Genomic DNA, 17288 nt, shown 5'->3' on the forward strand with positions numbered 1-17288 from the left:
GGATCACTTATTTTCCATATTTTTCATTATGAAATTTTTCTAAGATACCTTTTTTAGAAAATAGATTCCGAACTGTGTCAGAAGGTTTAGCTCCATCTTTTAACCATTTTAACGCTAATTCTTCATTAATTTCTAATGTAGCTGGTTCTGTTAATGGATTATAAGTTCCAATCGTTTCAATTTGACGTCCATCACGAGGAGAACGTGCGTCTGCTACTACAATACGATAGAAAGGAGATTTTTTTGCTCCCATACGTTTTAAACGAATTTTTACTGCCATAATTATTTGCACCTCCGAATAGTTTCACACAAGTAAATATAATATCAAGAAAAATATTGTTTGTAAAGTATTTTTTCTTAACAGTTAATTTCCTTTTATAGATTATCAAATTTCTTTGAGAAAGGCAAGATTTCTATTACTATTTTTTAAAATATTACATGAATGGTAGTTTAAATCCACCTTTTTTCCCTTTTTTTGTCATAGCGTTCATTTGTTTCATCATTTTTTTCATTTCTTCAAATTGTTTTAATAGCCGATTGACTTCTGGTACTGTTCTCCCACTACCTTTTGCAATTCGCTTTCTTCTTGATGCATTAATAATTTCCGGATGTTCTTTTTCTTCTTTTGTCATCGATTGAATAATCGCTTCAACATGACTAATTTGTTTTTCATCTATTTTTAAATTATTAAGCCCTTTAACTTTATTTGCACCCGGTAACATTTTAAATAGTTCATCTAATGGACCCATTTTACGAACTTGACTAAGTTGTTCTAGAAAATCATCTAATGTTATTGAGGCAGAACGCATTTTCTTTTCAAGTTCTTTTGCCTTTTCTTCATCGACATTTGCTTGTGCTTTTTCAATTAATGACAAAACATCTCCCATTCCAAGAATTCGTGATGCCATTCTTTCTGGATGAAATGGTTCTAATGCATCCATTTTTTCTCCTAAACCAACAAATTTGATTGGTTTTCCAGTTACCGCACGTATCGATAAGGCGGCTCCCCCTCTTGTATCGCCATCAAGTTTTGTCAAAACAACACCAGTAATACCAAGTTGATCATTAAAACTTGTTGCAACATTAACCGCATCTTGACCAGTCATTGCATCGACAACAAGAAATATTTCATCAGGCTTTACTGATTCTTTTATATTTTTCAATTCATCCATAAGATTTTCATCTATATGAAGACGCCCAGCTGTATCGATTAATACGTAGTCATTATGTTCAGCTTTAGCTTGTTCAATTGCTTTTTCAGCAATTTCTACTGGACTTACTTGATCTCCCAATGAAAAGACTGGTAAACTCAATTGTTTTCCTAATGTTTGCAACTGATTAATTGCTGCAGGTCGATAAATATCTGCTGCAACGAGAAGTGGTTTTCGGTTATATTTTTTTCTAAGCAAATTGGCCAGTTTACCCGTTGTTGTCGTTTTACCCGCACCTTGTAAACCGACCATCATGATGACTGTTGGTGATTTCGTAGCTACAGCAATTTTACTTTGCTCACCACCCATTAACTCTGTCAACTCTTCTTTAACTACTTTAATTACTTGTTGACCAGGGGTAAGACTTTTCATTACTTCTTGTCCTACTGCTCGTTCACTAACTTTCTTAATAAAGTTCTTGACTACTTTTAAGTTGACATCGGCATAGAGTAATGCGAGTCGGACTTCACGCATCATTTCTTTTACATCCGCTTCGGAAACTTTACCTTTTCCACGGATTTTTTGCATCGTACTCTGCAATCGGTCAGCTAAACCTTCAAACGCCATATGTCGGCCTCCTAATCTAATTCTTTTATTTCATTTAGTAAAGAAAAAACTTCTTTCTGTTGTTCCGTATCAAGATGATCATGAATCTTTTCATTTAGTTTATTAATTAACTTTTTCCGTGTTAAGAACTTTTCGTATAAATGTAATTTGCTTTCATATTCTTCTAACATAGCTTCAGTACGTTTAATATTATCATAAACAGCTTGTCTTGATACATTGAATTGTTCAGCAATTTCACCGAGGGATAAATCATCTAAATAATAGAGCGACATATAACTCTGTTGTTTTGGAGTGAGTAAGTCTTGATAAAAATCAAATAAATAATTAATTCTCGTCGTTTTTTCTAACATCGTTTTTCCCTCCGTGTTAAGTGAAAAACCTTTACACCGCTAATCTAACATAGGTTCCTATAGAATGTCAATATAATTAAAAGAGGGGAATCATTCCCCACTTTTCTTTATTGCTTATTCTTCATCTTTTCCTTCTGCTAATCCGGCAAAAAGTCCGTAAACATATTGCTCTAAATCAAACGGTTGTAGGTCGTCCATTTTTTCTCCTAAACCAACATATTTAACTGGTATATTTAATTCTTTTCTAATCGCGATAACGATACCACCTTTTGCAGTTCCATCCAATTTCGTTAAGACGATTCCTGTTACATCCGTTGCTTCTTTAAATTGTTTTGCCTGAATCATGGCATTTTGTCCAGTCGTGGCATCTAAAACTAACAACACTTCATGCGGTGCACCTGGGATTTCACGTTCGATTACTCGTTTTACTTTTTCCAGTTCTTTCATTAAATTTACTTTATTTTGTAAGCGACCTGCTGTATCACATAATAAAATATCTATTTTTCGAGATTTTGTTGCTTGTATGGCATCATAAATAACCGCTGCAGGATCAGACCCTTCACTTTGCTTAATTACTTCAACACCAACACGCTCTCCCCATACTTCTAATTGTTCAATTGCTCCTGCCCGAAAAGTGTCTCCAGCTGCTAATAACACATTTTTTCCTTCTTGTTTAAATTTATGAGCAAGCTTACCGATTGTTGTTGTTTTTCCTACACCATTAACCCCAACAAATAAAATAACAGTAGGTCCATCGCTTTGAATGTTTAACGTCGTTATTTGTTCTTCTCCTGACTCATATATGTCTACCAATTTTTCCATTATAATCTCTTTAACTTCGGAAGTTTCTTGGATATTCTGCTTTTTCACTTCCATTTTTAGCTCGTCAACTAATTCAAGTACCGTATCAAAGCCTACATCCGCTTGAATTAACACCTCTTCTAATTCATCAAAAAAGTCTTCATCCACTTTTCGATAGCGAGCAACTAAATCATTCATTTTTCCTGCAAAACTTTGTCGAGTTTTCGTTAATCCATCTTTAAACTTCTCAGTAACAGTCTCCGTTTGCTTCGTTAATTTGTTTTTTAGTTTATCAAAAAAACCCATTTCCTTCACATCCCTTCATTGGTTCAATGTTAAAAATGATTAGCCCACATTTTCTGTATCTTCTAATCGGACAGAAACTAATTTTGAAACGCCTGATTCTTGCATCGTAACTCCGTATAAAACGTCGGCCTCTTCCATTGTTCCTTTCCGGTGGGTAATTACGATAAATTGCGTCTCATTACTAAATTGTTTTAAATATTGGCTGAAACGGTAAACATTTGCTTCATCTAAAGCGGCTTCAACCTCATCTAATATGCAAAATGGTACTGGTCTCACTTTTAAAATTGAAAATAATAAGGCAATTGCTGTTAATGCTCTTTCTCCTCCTGATAGTAGAGCGAGATTTTGTAATTTTTTTCCCGGTGGTTGGGCAATAATGTCAACACCTGTATTTAATAAGTCTTCTGGATCTGTCAATCTTAATTCCGCTCTTCCGCCACCGAATAACGATTTGAACACAGAATCAAATTGTGACTTAATTGCGATAAAAGTTTCATTGAAACGTTTAATCATTTCCTCATCCATTTCTTGAATTACTTGGAATAATGTATCTTTTGCTTCTTGCAAATCATCTCTTTGTTCAACTAGGAACGATAATCTTTCAGAAACTCGTTCATATTCATCGATTGCTCCAAGATTTACAGTTCCTAATTCATCAATGGCGAGTTTAATTAGTTTTACTTTCTTTTTCGTTTCTTCATAAGGTTGTTCCAAAGAATATTGTTGTTTCGCTCCTTCATAGGATAACATATATTCTTCCCGTAATGTATTGAGTCGATTTTCGAGTTCCACATCCATTCGATTCAACTTAACTTCTTCTTCGGTTAAAATTTGTGTCATGCCTTTATGCTGCCTTTTCAGCTCTCTTACTTCATTCTCAAGATCCTCTAACTTTTGTTGAAACTCAAGCCTTTGTTGCCTGCGATCAGCAATCAAATCAATTGTTTTATTTTTTTCAATCATTTTCTGATTTGCTTCTTCAGCTAAGTGGTTTTCCCCCGAATGACTTGTTTCCATTTCTTTAATAAGGACATCCAAATCTTCCATATTATTTGTTAATTGAGTTTTTATTTCATTATTGCGACCTACACTCATTTCCAACTGGCTCTTAATATGGCGTAGTTGTTCTTCTAACTTTGCAATATCAATTTTTAAATTGTTTATTTCTTCTATCACAGCCGATTTATTCGTTTCGTCTAAATCACGTTTTTTTGACATTTCCTGTATTAACTCATCAATGTTGTTTATTTTCTTTGAAATTTCTAATAACGTTTGTTCATTACGTTGCTGCTTCTCTTGTAAACTGATTAATTCAAGATGATAATTTTCACTTTCAGTATCATAAATAGTTAGTCGATCAGAAATATTGTTCTCCTGCCAACTTATTTCTTTTAATTGATCTTTTAATTGAAGTTCTTCATTCCGCAATTTCTCTCCAAAATTGCGAATTGCTTCTACTTCAGAGTTCTTCTCTTTAATCAATTGTTTTTTTTCTTTTACTTCTTGCTCCAGCTTTTCACACTGCTGTTCCATTTCAATTAACTTTTTCTTCAATCCATCTAATTCAGTTTTTCTGCTTAGAAGAGTACTTGAATTTTTTTTCATTGCTCCCCCGGTCATTGATCCTCCCGGGTTGACAACATCCCCTTCTAATGTAACAATTCGAAAACGATGTCCAGACAGGGCAGCTATTTCATTTGCTCCACGTAAATCACGAGTAATGATAACATTACCTAATAAGTTCTTAATAATATTTGTATACTTTGGAGCAAATTCCAACAACTCAGCTGCGATACCAATGAAACTTGCATGTGATTGGAGCCGTTTTCGTGTGTTAATAGGAATTTCTTTTGGCTGTATAACGGACAGAGGAAGAAAAGTTGCCCGTCCATAACCGTGACTTTTCAAAAACTTTATCGCTCGTCTCGCATTTTCTTCTGACTGTACAACAATGTGTTGCTGGCTACTACTAAGTGCAATATCAATAGCAATTTGAAAGTTTTTATCTACTTTAATAAGTTCCGCAACCGCCCCTTCAATTCCCTCAAGGCGATTTTTCGCTTTTAAAACCTCTTTTACACCTTGGTAAAATCCAGAATAATCTTCTTCCATTTCCTCTAATAAGTCTTTACGAGATTTCGCTTGTTGAACATATTGAAGCGCCTTGTAATATGTTTTCTCGCTCTTTTCGTACGCGTCGGAAAGTTGTGCCAACTGTTTTTGGCCTAATCGATACTGTTTAAGGAAATCATCAATCTTATTTTGTATGTTTTGAAGTTCTTTTTGTACCGTTTCTTTTTTCTTGTTGATTTCATTTCTTTCAGTAATAAACCGACTATTTTCTTCCTTTAACTTGCTCAGTTTTTCCTTCAACTGATCTAGTTGTTGTTGAACATGACGAGAATCATTTTTAATTGTTGCTTGTTTATTCAATAGTTCAATATAATCACTTTTCAATGATTCTATTTTTTCCTCAACGTTTTCTGAATAAGCTAATAATAGTTTTTGACGATCTTCCAGTTCCTGTTTTTCTTTTTGTAGTTTTGTACTTATTTCATTTTTTTGTTTTTCAAGCTCACTAATTTCATTTTGTAAACTTGAAAGTTTTTCTTTCCCTTCTTGTATCGCTTGTTCCAATTGGGAACGGATTTGACCGGCATTCTTTTTCCGCTCTTTTAATACTTCTCGTCTACCTTCTAATTTTTCTAATTCCTCACTTGTAACAAGAAGCACATGCTGAAGCTGTTCAATCGATTCATCAAGTGCAGTCATTCGATCTCTTAGCTTTGAAACATCAGCTTCTTTCGCATGTAGTCGTGTTGACAATTCAATTTCTTTATCTTTGTTCTTCTCCAACTGTGATTTTAAGTTTTCCCATTTATTATGCAATTGATCAATTTCATAGACGAGTAAGCTAATTTCGTTTTGCTGTAATTCTTCTTTTTTCTGTAAATAATCTTTTGCAATTGACGCTTGAATTTTTAAAGGTTCTTCTTGACCCTCAAGTTCATATATAATATCGCGAACTCGATTAAGGTTTTCCTCTGTTTCTTTCAACTTAGCTTCAGCTTTTTTCTTCCTTGTTTTATACTTCAAAACGCCAGCTGCTTCTTCAAAAATTGTTCTTCTTTCCTCTGCTTTACTGTTTAATATCTCTTCAACTTTTCCTTGACTAATAATAGAAAAAGAATCACGGCCAAACCCGGTATCCATTAATAAATCAACGATATCTTTTAAACGACACGATTGCTTATTAATAAAGTATTCACTCTCGCCAGATCGATACATTCTTCTCATAATACAGACTTCATTGTATTCAATCGGCAGGAAATGATCTTCGTTTTCAAATGTTAATGCCACTTCTGCAAAGTTTAACGGTTTTCTCGTATCACTTCCAGCAAATATGATGTCTTCCATCTTCCCACCACGTAATGATTTTGCCGACTGTTCACCAAGTACCCATCGAATTGCATCCGTTATGTTACTTTTCCCGCTTCCGTTCGGTCCAACCACTGCAGTAACGCCTGGAATGAAGTCTACCGTTACCCTCTCTGCAAATGATTTAAAGCCAACCATTTCCAATCTTCTGAGAAACATTTAGCTCCTCCTAATCTATATTAAAGTTAATTCGTTTTTGACAATTTGGTCAAAGCAACATGTGCTGCCTTTTGTTCTGCTTCTTTCTTTGACTTTCCATGCCCCCTACCAAGACTTTGATTATTTAATTTGACTTCTGAAACAAACTCCCGATTATGGGCAGGTCCCTTTTCTTCAAGAATGACATATTCTAATATACCTAAACCATCTCTTTGAACAATCTCTTGTAATTGGCTTTTATAATCCATCACATGAGAAAATGCACCTTGTAAAATTTTTGGGAAAACGGTTTTTTCTAAGAAACGGAATACTGTTTCTAGACCTTGATCTAAATAGAGCGCTCCAATAAATGCTTCAAAAGCGTCGGCTAGTAATGCTGGACGACTTCTTCCACCTGTTAATTCTTCACCTTTACCTAAACGCATTAATTCGCCAAAACTTAATTCTTGCGCAAATAATAGTAAGGAGGGCTCACAAACAATAGCTGCACGCATTTTTGTCATATCCCCTTCTTCCAGCATCGGATATGTTTTATATAAAAAGTGAGAAACGGTTAATTCTAACACAGCATCTCCTAAAAATTCAAGACGCTCATTGTCTTCCCTACTTCTTTTCCGATGCTCATTTACGTAGGATGAATGGGTGAATGCTTGTATTAATAATGACAAATTTGTAAATTTGATTCCTAGTCGTTCCTGAAATTGTTCGTATTTTATTGTATCAATTACTTCTTTTTGTGTCCGTCTTATCCTCGCCATATATACACACCTCTCATTTTATACAATCAAGTTTAGACTAATTTAGCTGAATTCGTAAAGTGGTTTTTGTCTTTATCTTTACCCAAAAAATGAATTCTAATTGATATTGTTAAAGAAAAAACTAAAAAGAGAACTGAACTTTTTTGATAATATTTCGTATCAATAGAAAACACCTCACTTTTGCAAGTGAAGTGTATCCCTTATCATTGTTATAATTAAATTATTATGCAAGTTTGAGATTTTATAATTGACTCTCTATGTAAGATACAGCATCTCCTACTGTAACGATTTTTTCTGAATCTTCATCAGAAAATTGCAGACCAAATTCGTCTTCAAGCTCCATTACTAATTCAACTACATCAAGGGAGTCAGCACCAAGATCATCTTTAAATGTTGCTTCAGGTGTTACTTTTGCTTCATCGACTCCAAGACGGTCAACAACAATTTTTGTTACACGTTCTAATACGCTAGCCATTACTTCACCTCCCCTCAAGTATTATATATAAAACAAGCTTAATAATAAAGGGTTTGTTATAAAAAACTATTTTCTAATGGTTAGAAAAAGATTTACCACTACATATACATGCCACCATTGACATGAATGGTTTGTCCTGTAATATAACTACTTTTATCAGATGCAAGAAAAGCTACAGAATAAGCAATATCTTTCGGATCACCGAGTCTTGCCATTGGAATTTGTTTATAAAGCTCATTTTTCACTTCCTCAGGCAATTTTTCAGTCATATCGGTCGAAATAAAACCAGGTGCAACTGCATTAACAGTAATATTTCGAGAAGCTAGCTCTTTTGCAGCCGACTTTGTTAGGCCGATAATGCCGGCCTTTGCTGCGACATAATTTGCTTGTCCCGCATTTCCACTAACACCGACAATGGAGGAAATGTTAATGATACGACCTTCTTTTTGTCTCATCATTTGTCTAGAAACAGCTTTTGTCGTCAAGAATACACTTTTTAAATTTGTATTCAGCACATCATCCCAGTCCGTTTCCTTCATTCTCATTAGCAATTGATCACGAGTGATCCCCGCATTATTTACTAAAATATGCAAAGAACCAAACCTGTCAATTATCTCTTTAACCATCTTTTCTACCGCTTCGTTATCAGCAACATCCGCTTGAATAGCCACGCTTTCTCGACCAAAGGAACGAATTTCCTCGACTACTTGTTCAGCGAGTTGTTTATTTCCTGCATAGTTTACGATAACATCGGCACCGTTTCTTGCTAATTCTAGAGCAATTTCCTTTCCTATGCCACGAGAAGCACCAGTAACAAGGGCTGTTTTACCAATTAAACTCATTATTCTCCCCCCTTAACCTCTTGGATTGTTTTCATTAAGCTTGCTTCGTCAAAAATTGAATAAGCACGTACGGAACGATCAATTTTCTTAACTAAGCCGGTTAGTACTTTTCCGGGACCGATTTCAATAAAAGTATCTACATTTAATTCTAGCATTTTTCGAACAGAATCTTCCCATAAAACAGGTGAATACAATTGCTTCACTAATAGGTCCTTTATTTCGTCAGCATCTAAAACGAGCTCTGCAGTAACATTAGAAACAACAGGAATTGAAGCATGGCGAAATTTATATGTATTTAATATTTCTGCCAATCGACTTGAGGCTGGCTCCATTAAACTTGAATGAAAAGGTCCACTAACATCTAATGGAAGTGCACGTCTGGCACCATGTTCTTTTGCAAGTTGACAGGCTTTTTCTACCGCTTCTTTTGTTCCTGAAATAACAATTTGTCCAGGACAATTTAAGTTAGCTAGTTGTACAGTACTGACAGTTTCTGTAATATAGTTTGTGATTTCCTTTAATTTATCACGATTTAAACCTAATATCGCGGCCATCGTTCCTTTCCCATGGGGAACAGCTTCTTCCATATATTCTCCACGTTTTCGAACAATTTTTACAGCATCTGAAAAATTAATTGCGGAAGCTGCAACTAGAGCAGAATACTCACCTAAACTATGACCGGCAACATAATCGGGCTTTATTTCATATTCCTTTACCTTTTGTAAAATTGCAATACTTGTTGTTAATAATGCCGGTTGAGCATTTGTTGTTAATGTCAATTTTTCTTGTGGGCCTTCAAATATGAGTGAAGATAAGGGAAAGTCAAGAGAAGTATCCGCTTCTTGGAAAATTCCCTTTACAGAAAAATTCGAATCATACAGTTCTTTTCCCATCCCAACTGTTTGTGATCCTTGACCTGGAAATAAAAATGCAATTTTCCCCATAAATAGCTCCTTTCCTCAATCATTTTAATTGTGGGAATTATTTAATAACGATTGCCTCCGCAATTTTCGTAGGAACTTCACTCATTACCATATCTCTTGCTTGACGAATTGCATGAAATATGGCCGCTTCGTCAGATGAACCATGTGCTTTTACTACTGGTGCTTGTATTCCGAAAAGAGAGGCTCCGCCGTACTCTGAATAATCCATTTTATCTTTAAGTTTCACTAAATCTGGCTTAATAACCGCGGCTGCCATTTTCGTTTTCATATTACTCATTAATACGTCTTTTACCATTTTAAAAACAGACATAGCCGTACCTTCTATCGTTTTCAAAACCATATTTCCTGTAAAACCATCTGTAACAGCAACATCACAAACGCCATTCATTAGTTCTCTAGCTTCAACATTTCCAATAAAGTTTAAATTCGCATCTGTTAATAGCTCATACGCGTGTCTCGTTAAGTCATTTCCTTTCTTTGATTCGGTACCAATATTTAATAATCCTACCCTTGGATTTTTAATTCCCCGAACTTTTTCACTATAAATTGACCCCATATACGCATTTTGTAATAAATGATTTGGTTTTGCATCAGCATTTGCTCCGACGTCAAGTAATAAAAACCCTGTCCCGTTAATGGTTGGTAATGTAGGAGCCAAAGCGGGCCGTTCAATACCTTTTATTCGACCGACAATAAATAATCCAGCAGCCATTAGGGCTCCAGTGTTTCCAGCTGAAATACAGGCTTCTGAACGACCTTCAGCAACTTCTTTCGCCATTAAAACCATTGAAGCATTTTTTTTCGTTCGTACAGCACGAACTGGTTCGTCCTCTCCAGAAATAACTTCATCCGTATGAATAATAGTTATTCGCTCTGATTTCGTTAAATGAGTTTTGATTTTTTTTTCGTCCCCTACTAGAGTAATATGAAGGTCAGGGAAATTTTCGATTGCTTTCATCGTTCCTTTAATGATTGCTTCAGGTGCATGATCTCCGCCCATTGCATCAATTGCTATATTCATTTTTGTTCACCTTCTCCTGTTTTTGAACGATACATATAAAATTCACCTTGAAATACTAATTCTTGGTTTACGAAACTTTGAACTTCAACTACAGTTCTTCCTTTTTTTGTCTCTTTCTCTAGCACTTTTGCTTTTGCAATTACCCGTTCACCTAGTTTTACTTGGCGGATAAAGCGGATATGGCTTTTTGTAGTTAATGCAAGCTCATCATTAATAACCGCAACTGCAAGTGAGTTCGCTTGTGCAAAAAGGTGATGCCCTCGAGCAATTCCATTCCTCTTAAAAACATGCTCCTTCTTTATATCTAGAATTGAAATAGCCTGCTCATCTAATTCGATATCAATAATTTCTCCAATTATTTCTTCTATTGGTAGTGAGCGTACTTCTTCAGAGAAATTTTTTTGGGCAACATTTTTTATTCTTTCGCGCAACTCTGGAATATTTAGTTCTAAACGATCCAATCGTATCGTTTGAATACTAACGGAAAATTTTTCAGCTAATTCTTCATCTGTTATAAACGGATTCTCATTAATAGTTTCTTTTAATAATCGCTGTCTATCTCTTTTATTCGGTCTCATAACTTAACAATGCTCCACATATTTTTTAGTTCTGTTTTTATCTAATTGGAAGGCTCTAGCAGTATTACATCAAAGCCGAAGAACTCTCTGCGAACTCTAGTCTCCTCGTTTACCTGAAGGCTCTAATTTTATTAATTCCATTTTTATATATACTTCATAACAGAACTACTATGACTAGGTACTAATAGTAGTATATATAAGGGGAAATAAGAATGCAAGGAAAATTTTCAAAAGATATAACTGTTCAGTCTAATTTCTCCCCGTTCATCACACCTGATTCTTGAATATATTTTCGTAAAAACGCAAATTCTTGTTCTTTCCAAAATGATGATGATTCAATTAAGTAAGTGGCGTCTTGTCGTGCCGTTTCAAGCGCACGAAAATCATGTACCATGTCTGCTACTTTAAATTCTGGCAATCCACTTTGTTTTTTTCCAAAAAAGTCACCAGGTCCGCGTAATTCTAAATCCCTTTCACTTAATTTAAAACCATCTGTAGTTTCAGTCATTATTTTCATTCGTTCTTTGCCTACTTCAGACTTAGGATCAGCAAGTAAAATACAATACGATTGTTGATCACCACGACCAACCCTTCCCCGTAATTGATGTAATTGGGCTAAACCAAAGCGTTCTGCATCATATATTACCATCATCGTTGCATTTGGAACGTTGACACCTACTTCAACAACTGTAGTTGCTACAAGAATTCGAATTTTATTTTCACTAAATTGTCTCATGACTAATTCTTTTTCTTCTCCATTTAATCTTCCGTGCATAAGACCAACTTGGAAACGTCCTTGAAAATAATGAACAAGTTGAGCATAAACATCGATAGCATTTTGCACATCTAACTTATCTGACTCTTCAATTAAGGGACATATAACATATGCTTGTCTTCCCAAATTTAATTCTTTTTCCATCATCGCTAAAACACGGTCAAGCATTTTTGGTTTAGCCCAGTGAGTTAGAATTGGCTTTCTTCCTTTTGGCATTTCATCAATGATTGATACATCCATTTCTCCAAATACAGTTATTGCCAATGTTCTCGGAATTGGTGTTGCAGTCATAAACAATGTATTTGGATATTCACCTTTCTCTCGTAAAACGCGACGTTGCTCAACTCCAAAGCGGTGTTGTTCGTCTGTAATGACTAACCCTAAGTTTTTAAAGTTAACATCTTCTTGGATAAGGGCATGGGTGCCAATAATAATAGAAATCGTTCCATCAAGTAATCCGGCTAATATTTCCTGCCGTTCTTTTTTCTTTGTCGAACCTGTTAATAATTGAACATTAATATTAAATGATTCAAACATAGCTTGAAAGCTTTCCGCATGTTGTTCCGCTAAAATTTCAGTAGGGACCATTAATGCGCCTTGATACCCTGCCGTCACTGCAGCATATAAACAAATGGCGGCTACCACCGTTTTCCCTGATCCCACATCCCCTTGTAATAAGCGATTCATACGATATGGCGATTTAATATCTTTCAAAATTTCGGCAATGACACGTTTTTGTGCATTTGTTAGTGGATATGGCAATGAAGCGATAAATTTTTTCAACAGATTGTTATCGTAGTCAATGGTCGTCCCCTTTTGATGTTCCCGTTCAAATTTTCTCAGCGCCTGCATTTTTAATTGAAATAATAAAAATTCTTCATAAACGATTCTTCGTCTTCCTTGTTTAAGATCGTTTGTATTTTGTGGATAATGTAATGCTCGAATTGCCTCTTTAAGAGAGTATAACCGATACCGTTTTATGTAGTCTCTTGGTAACGTCTCATGAATATACTGACTAAACTGATTGTAAGCCAAAAGAATGAACCTTTTGATACCCTTAACAGTTAAATCGCCTTTTACGGAGTATACTGGTTCAAAATCTGTAATTTTCGAGTTTTCTAAAGATCCTAATGTATATGAATGAACTGTAATTTGCTGGCGATGTCGATTCCATTTACCTGTTATAGTAATTTGATCATTAATGTTTATTTTACTTTTCACATAGGCCTGATTGAAAAAGGTGGCCGTTATCGCGTATTCGCCCACCATCACTCTTATCATTAATCTGGATTTTTTTCTGCCATAATAAGTTAATAACGGCTCACTTATTACGATACCTTCAACAGTTACCCGTTCTTCGTGTTCTACTTCTGCTAAGTTACGAATGCGATTATCATTGTAACGATAAGGAAAGTACATTAATAAGTCGTGAATAGTAAAAATTTTCAACTCGGCTAGCAATTGTTCAGATTCTGGACCAATTCCTCTTATTACACTAACAGGTTGATTTAATACATTATTCACCGCGATTCTCCCCCACCGAAAATTTCCTTTTGTAGTCTTAAACCTGTCGGGGTTACTGCAAGCCCCCCTTGTGCAGTTTCTCTTAGTGAAGATGGCATCATTCTACCCACGCGAAACATAGCTTCAATTACTTCATCACAAGGAATTTTACTTTCAACCCCAGCAAGTGCCATATCTGCTGCAACCATAGCATTCGCAGCACCCATGGCATTCCTTTTCACACAAGGAACTTCAACTAAACCTGCAACGGGGTCACATACTAAGCCAAGCATATTTTTTAAAGTAATCGCCATCGCATTTGCTGATTGCCTTGGTGACCCACCGGCCATTTCAACAATCGCTGCACTAGCCATACCACTAGCTGATCCAACCTCTGCTTGGCATCCACCAGCTGCACCTGAAATAAAAGCGTTATTTGCAATTACATATCCAAAAGCACCTGCTGTAAATAAAAATTCAATCATTTCTTCACGAGTAGGGTTTAATTTTTCTTTTACCGCAAATAAAGTCCCTGGAACAACGCCAGCACTACCTGCTGTTGGTGTTGCACAAATTCTCCCCATAGCTGCATTAACCTCATTCGTTCCAACAGCCATACTTACCGCATTTAATAAAAGATTCCCTGATAAATGATTTCCCTTTTCAATATAGTTTTGAAGAAGGACAGCATCACCACCTGTTAATCCTGTTTGAGATTTAACACCTGATAAACCACGTTCAACTGCTTTTTCCATTACTTGAAGATTTTTATCCATTTGAGCAACAATTTCATCACGACTTTTTTTAGTCACAAGTATTTCTTGTTCAATCATTATTTGACTAATTTTTTTATTTTCTTTTTCCGCCAATTCAATTAGTTCACGTACAGTTGTAAATAGCATTATATTTCCCCCTCTGTATAAGTAATTCTTAGATGTTACTCTACTATTCTTGCAACTTGTAATATATTTGGTAAGGCAGAAATTTCCGCCATTAGCGTTTCATCAACATTTTCATCAAGTTCTAATACCATCAATGCTAATTTTCCCTTTTCTTTTCGAGACACTTCCATATGACCTATATTAATCTTATGTTTTGCCATTATATGTGCGACATTAGCAATACAACCGAATCGATCATTATTTACGACCACAATTGCTGGGTGCTCACCCGTTAATTTTAATTTAAAACCGTTAATTTCGGCTATTTCAATTTTTCCTCCACCAACAGATATACCGACAACTTCTATTTGTTCTTGATCATTCCCAATAACTATTTTCGCTGTATTTGGATGTTCCGGTCTATCCTGCTCGATTAAAAATTGATAAGTTAATCCTTGATTTTTAGCTATCGTGAATGAATCAATTATTCGTTCATCAAATGTATCAAAATTAAGTAAGCCACCTACGATTGCTACATCCGTTCCATGACCTCGGTAAGTTTCTGCAAACGAGCCATATAAATAGATTTTTGCCCAATTCGGCTGTTTACCAAATAAACCTCGAGCAACTCGACCAATACGAAGTGCCCCTGCCGTATGAGAACTAGATGGGCCTATCATTACTGGACCAATAATATCAAATACACTTCGGAATTTCATTGAAAATCCCCCTTTAAAATCGTATAGTCATGTCTCAAATGAGAATTCTATAAATCGTTAATATTCATTTTGTACTTTCATGGGAAAAAGAATGATGAAGCCTATGCAAATCTCGAGTGCATAAATATTATCTACTTCTCTTATAATAATATATTAAAGCTTTCGTATCCAATGTTTATTTACTCCTTAAAATAAAGAAAACCCGCCAACTGGCGAGCTTATATCAATCAAAGTTGATGTATACGAATAAAACGAATCTATTTGGTATCTAATTTATTCAACAGAAAAAATAAACGGGTATAGTGGCTGTTTCCCATCGTGCATTTCTATTTCTACTTCTGGATAATGTTCTTCAACAAACTTAATTACACGATCAGTTTGTTCCATTGTCGCTTCTTCCCCTTTAATAACTGTTAAAATTTCACTATCATCATCTAACAATTGTTTTAATAACTCAGTCGTAGTTTCTAACAAGTCACGATTCGATACAATAATCGTCCCTTCATAAATTCCCATAAAATCATCTTTTTTAATCGTCAGTTGATCGATATTCGTATCACGTACTGCGTATGTCACTTGCCCTGATTTAACGCTTTTTAACGCCTCAATCATTGCCTTTTCATTTTTCTCAACATCAACACTTGGGTTAAATGCTAATAATGCAGCAAGTCCTTGAGGGACAGTTTTCGTCGGAATGACTATTACTTGTTGCTCACACACATCGCGTGCTTGCTCTGCAGCCAAAATGATATTTTTGTTATTCGGTAAGATAAAAACTTTTTTTGCATTTACTTGCTCTACTGCTTTTACAATGTCCTCGATACTTGGATTCATTGTTTGTCCGCCTTCAATGGTAACTTCTGCCCCGATACTTTTAAATAAGTCGCGAATCCCGCTACCCATAGAGACAGCAACAACTCCATATTCAGCTGGAGCTTTCTTTGCAGTTACATTAAGCGCTTCATCATGTTCAAGAATCGTTGTATGTTGTTGACGCATATTCTCAATCTTTAAGTTGATTAATTCACCATATTTTTGTCCATACGATAAAGCAGCCCCTGGTTGTTCTGTGTGGATATGTACTTTAGCAACTTGTTCATCTGAGATAACTAACAAAGAATCACCGAGTTCACTTAAATCCAGGCGGAATTTCTCTTCTGAAAAAGGATTTACTTTAAGTTTATCGTCTTTAAATTTCACCATAAACTCAGTACAGTAACCATATACGATATCTTCCGTGTTCAAAAAGCTTTGAACACTCTTATGATGTTCTTTTTTTACAAGTTGATCCATTGATACTTCTGGCGTTTGTGTTTCGTCAATTGTTTCCCCTTTTAATTGGGATAGAAACCCTTCATAAACAAAAACAAGACCTTGTCCACCGCTATCAACTACGCCAACTTCTTTAAGAACAGGTAGCAGTTCCGGTGTTCTTTTTAAGGAAGCATGTGCCTCTTTTACAATTTCTTCCAATAAGACAGTTAGATCTGTTGTTGTTTCACTAATTTCTAATGCTTTTTTTGCTGAATCTTTCGCAACGGTAAGTATTGTTCCTTCAACTGGTTTCATTACAGCTTTATATGCAGTCGTAACCCCATCATTTAACGCTTTCGCAAAATCTACTACATTTAACGTTTCTTTTATTTCAATAGATTTTGCAAAGCCACGAAATAATTGGGATAGGATAACACCAGAATTTCCTCGAGCACCCATTAATAATCCACGGGATAAAGCTTGTCCCACTTTCCCGACATGGGGATTGACATTTTCCCTAACTTCTTTTGCTCCTGACTGGATAGATAAATTCATATTCGTACCTGTATCACCATCTGGTACCGGGAATACATTCAAAGAATCTACATATTTCGCATTTTTAGATAAATGATTTGCTCCGAAGAAAATCATTTCTGCAAATCGTAGTCCATCTATAGTAGTAATAGACACTAATTTTTCCTCCTTA

The 17288-nt window shown here is 35.3% G+C and carries 15 protein-coding genes; all 15 read right to left on the reverse strand.

Annotated features, from left to right (window positions below; translation table 11 throughout):
• Window positions 1-7 precede the first annotated feature (7 nt).
• A complete protein-coding gene (gene rpsP / locus BN2144_RS16070) occupies window positions 8-280 on the reverse strand; it encodes a 30S ribosomal protein S16 (RefSeq protein WP_033829246.1) in 273 nt (90 codons plus the stop codon).
• A gap of 154 nt (window positions 281-434) precedes the next feature.
• On the reverse strand, window positions 435-1778 hold the full coding sequence (gene ffh, locus BN2144_RS16075; protein ID WP_033829247.1) for a signal recognition particle protein: 1344 nt from the start codon (window positions 1776-1778) through the stop codon (window positions 435-437).
• Window positions 1779-1789: 11 nt separating this feature from the next.
• On the reverse strand, window positions 1790-2128 hold the full coding sequence (locus BN2144_RS16080) for a putative DNA-binding protein (protein WP_033829248.1): 339 nt from the start codon (window positions 2126-2128) through the stop codon (window positions 1790-1792).
• A 114-nt stretch (window positions 2129-2242) separates the two neighbouring features.
• Window positions 2243-3235: a signal recognition particle-docking protein FtsY gene (ftsY, locus tag BN2144_RS16085; protein ID WP_033829249.1), complete on the reverse strand. Its 993-nt coding sequence runs from the start codon at window positions 3233-3235 to the stop codon at window positions 2243-2245.
• Window positions 3236-3274: 39 nt separating this feature from the next.
• Entirely contained in the window at window positions 3275-6832 is a 3558-nt protein-coding gene (gene smc / locus BN2144_RS16090) for a chromosome segregation protein SMC (RefSeq protein ID WP_033829250.1), read from the reverse strand.
• 26 nt (window positions 6833-6858) lie between these two features.
• Window positions 6859-7590, reverse strand: coding sequence for a ribonuclease III (gene rnc / locus BN2144_RS16095; RefSeq protein WP_033829251.1), 732 nt, complete (start codon window positions 7588-7590; stop codon window positions 6859-6861).
• Window positions 7591-7831: 241 nt separating this feature from the next.
• Window positions 7832-8065, reverse strand: a complete 234-nt coding sequence (locus tag BN2144_RS16100) for an acyl carrier protein (RefSeq protein ID WP_033829252.1) — start codon at window positions 8063-8065, stop codon at window positions 7832-7834.
• A gap of 98 nt (window positions 8066-8163) precedes the next feature.
• A complete protein-coding gene (gene fabG / locus BN2144_RS16105; RefSeq protein ID WP_033829253.1) occupies window positions 8164-8907 on the reverse strand; it encodes a 3-oxoacyl-ACP reductase FabG in 744 nt (247 codons plus the stop codon).
• Window positions 8907-9851, reverse strand: a complete 945-nt coding sequence (gene fabD, locus BN2144_RS16110) for an ACP S-malonyltransferase (RefSeq protein ID WP_033829254.1) — start codon at window positions 9849-9851, stop codon at window positions 8907-8909. The genes fabG and fabD overlap by 1 nt, the downstream gene beginning before the upstream one ends.
• Window positions 9852-9888: 37 nt before the next feature.
• Window positions 9889-10872, reverse strand: a complete 984-nt coding sequence (gene plsX, locus BN2144_RS16115; RefSeq protein WP_033829255.1) for a phosphate acyltransferase PlsX — start codon at window positions 10870-10872, stop codon at window positions 9889-9891.
• Window positions 10869-11450 (reverse strand): transcription factor FapR, encoded by a 582-nt coding sequence (gene fapR / locus BN2144_RS16120; RefSeq protein ID WP_033829256.1) that lies wholly within the window; start codon window positions 11448-11450, stop codon window positions 10869-10871. The genes plsX and fapR overlap by 4 nt, the downstream gene beginning before the upstream one ends.
• Window positions 11451-11694: 244 nt before the next feature.
• Window positions 11695-13749: an ATP-dependent DNA helicase RecG gene (gene recG, locus BN2144_RS16125; protein ID WP_033829257.1), complete on the reverse strand. Its 2055-nt coding sequence runs from the start codon at window positions 13747-13749 to the stop codon at window positions 11695-11697.
• On the reverse strand, window positions 13746-14630 hold the full coding sequence (gene sdaAA / locus BN2144_RS16130; protein WP_033829258.1) for an L-serine ammonia-lyase, iron-sulfur-dependent, subunit alpha: 885 nt from the start codon (window positions 14628-14630) through the stop codon (window positions 13746-13748). The genes recG and sdaAA overlap by 4 nt, the downstream gene beginning before the upstream one ends.
• A gap of 35 nt (window positions 14631-14665) precedes the next feature.
• Window positions 14666-15328 (reverse strand): L-serine ammonia-lyase, iron-sulfur-dependent subunit beta, encoded by a 663-nt coding sequence (gene sdaAB / locus BN2144_RS16135; protein ID WP_033829259.1) that lies wholly within the window; start codon window positions 15326-15328, stop codon window positions 14666-14668.
• Between the two features lie 273 nt (window positions 15329-15601).
• A complete protein-coding gene (locus tag BN2144_RS16140; RefSeq protein ID WP_033829260.1) occupies window positions 15602-17272 on the reverse strand; it encodes a DAK2 domain-containing protein in 1671 nt (556 codons plus the stop codon).
• Window positions 17273-17288: the final 16 nt, after the last annotated feature.

This window comes from Bacillus andreraoultii (assembly GCF_001244735.1).
GTDB classification, from domain to species: domain Bacteria; phylum Bacillota; class Bacilli; order Bacillales; family Caldibacillaceae; genus Caldifermentibacillus; species Caldifermentibacillus andreraoultii.

What these genes read in the sequence shown, in the direction of transcription:
- rpsP (WP_033829246.1), bottom strand. Translation starts at nt 280, where the DNA reads ATGGCAGTAAAAATTCGTTTAAAACGTATGGGAGCAAAAAAATCTCCT.
- ffh (WP_033829247.1), bottom strand. Translation starts at nt 1,778, where the DNA reads ATGGCGTTTGAAGGTTTAGCTGACCGATTGCAGAGTACGATGCAAAAA.
- BN2144_RS16080 (WP_033829248.1), bottom strand. Translation starts at nt 2,128, where the DNA reads ATGTTAGAAAAAACGACGAGAATTAATTATTTATTTGATTTTTATCAA.
- ftsY (WP_033829249.1), bottom strand. Translation starts at nt 3,235, where the DNA reads ATGGGTTTTTTTGATAAACTAAAAAACAAATTAACGAAGCAAACGGAG.
- smc (WP_033829250.1), bottom strand. Translation starts at nt 6,832, where the DNA reads ATGTTTCTCAGAAGATTGGAAATGGTTGGCTTTAAATCATTTGCAGAG.
- rnc (WP_033829251.1), bottom strand. Translation starts at nt 7,590, where the DNA reads ATGGCGAGGATAAGACGGACACAAAAAGAAGTAATTGATACAATAAAA.
- BN2144_RS16100 (WP_033829252.1), bottom strand. Translation starts at nt 8,065, where the DNA reads ATGGCTAGCGTATTAGAACGTGTAACAAAAATTGTTGTTGACCGTCTT.
- fabG (WP_033829253.1), bottom strand. Translation starts at nt 8,907, where the DNA reads ATGAGTTTAATTGGTAAAACAGCCCTTGTTACTGGTGCTTCTCGTGGC.
- fabD (WP_033829254.1), bottom strand. Translation starts at nt 9,851, where the DNA reads ATGGGGAAAATTGCATTTTTATTTCCAGGTCAAGGATCACAAACAGTT.
- plsX (WP_033829255.1), bottom strand. Translation starts at nt 10,872, where the DNA reads ATGAATATAGCAATTGATGCAATGGGCGGAGATCATGCACCTGAAGCA.
- fapR (WP_033829256.1), bottom strand. Translation starts at nt 11,450, where the DNA reads ATGAGACCGAATAAAAGAGATAGACAGCGATTATTAAAAGAAACTATT.
- sdaAA (WP_033829258.1), bottom strand. Translation starts at nt 14,630, where the DNA reads ATGCTATTTACAACTGTACGTGAACTAATTGAATTGGCGGAAAAAGAA.
- sdaAB (WP_033829259.1), bottom strand. Translation starts at nt 15,328, where the DNA reads ATGAAATTCCGAAGTGTATTTGATATTATTGGTCCAGTAATGATAGGC.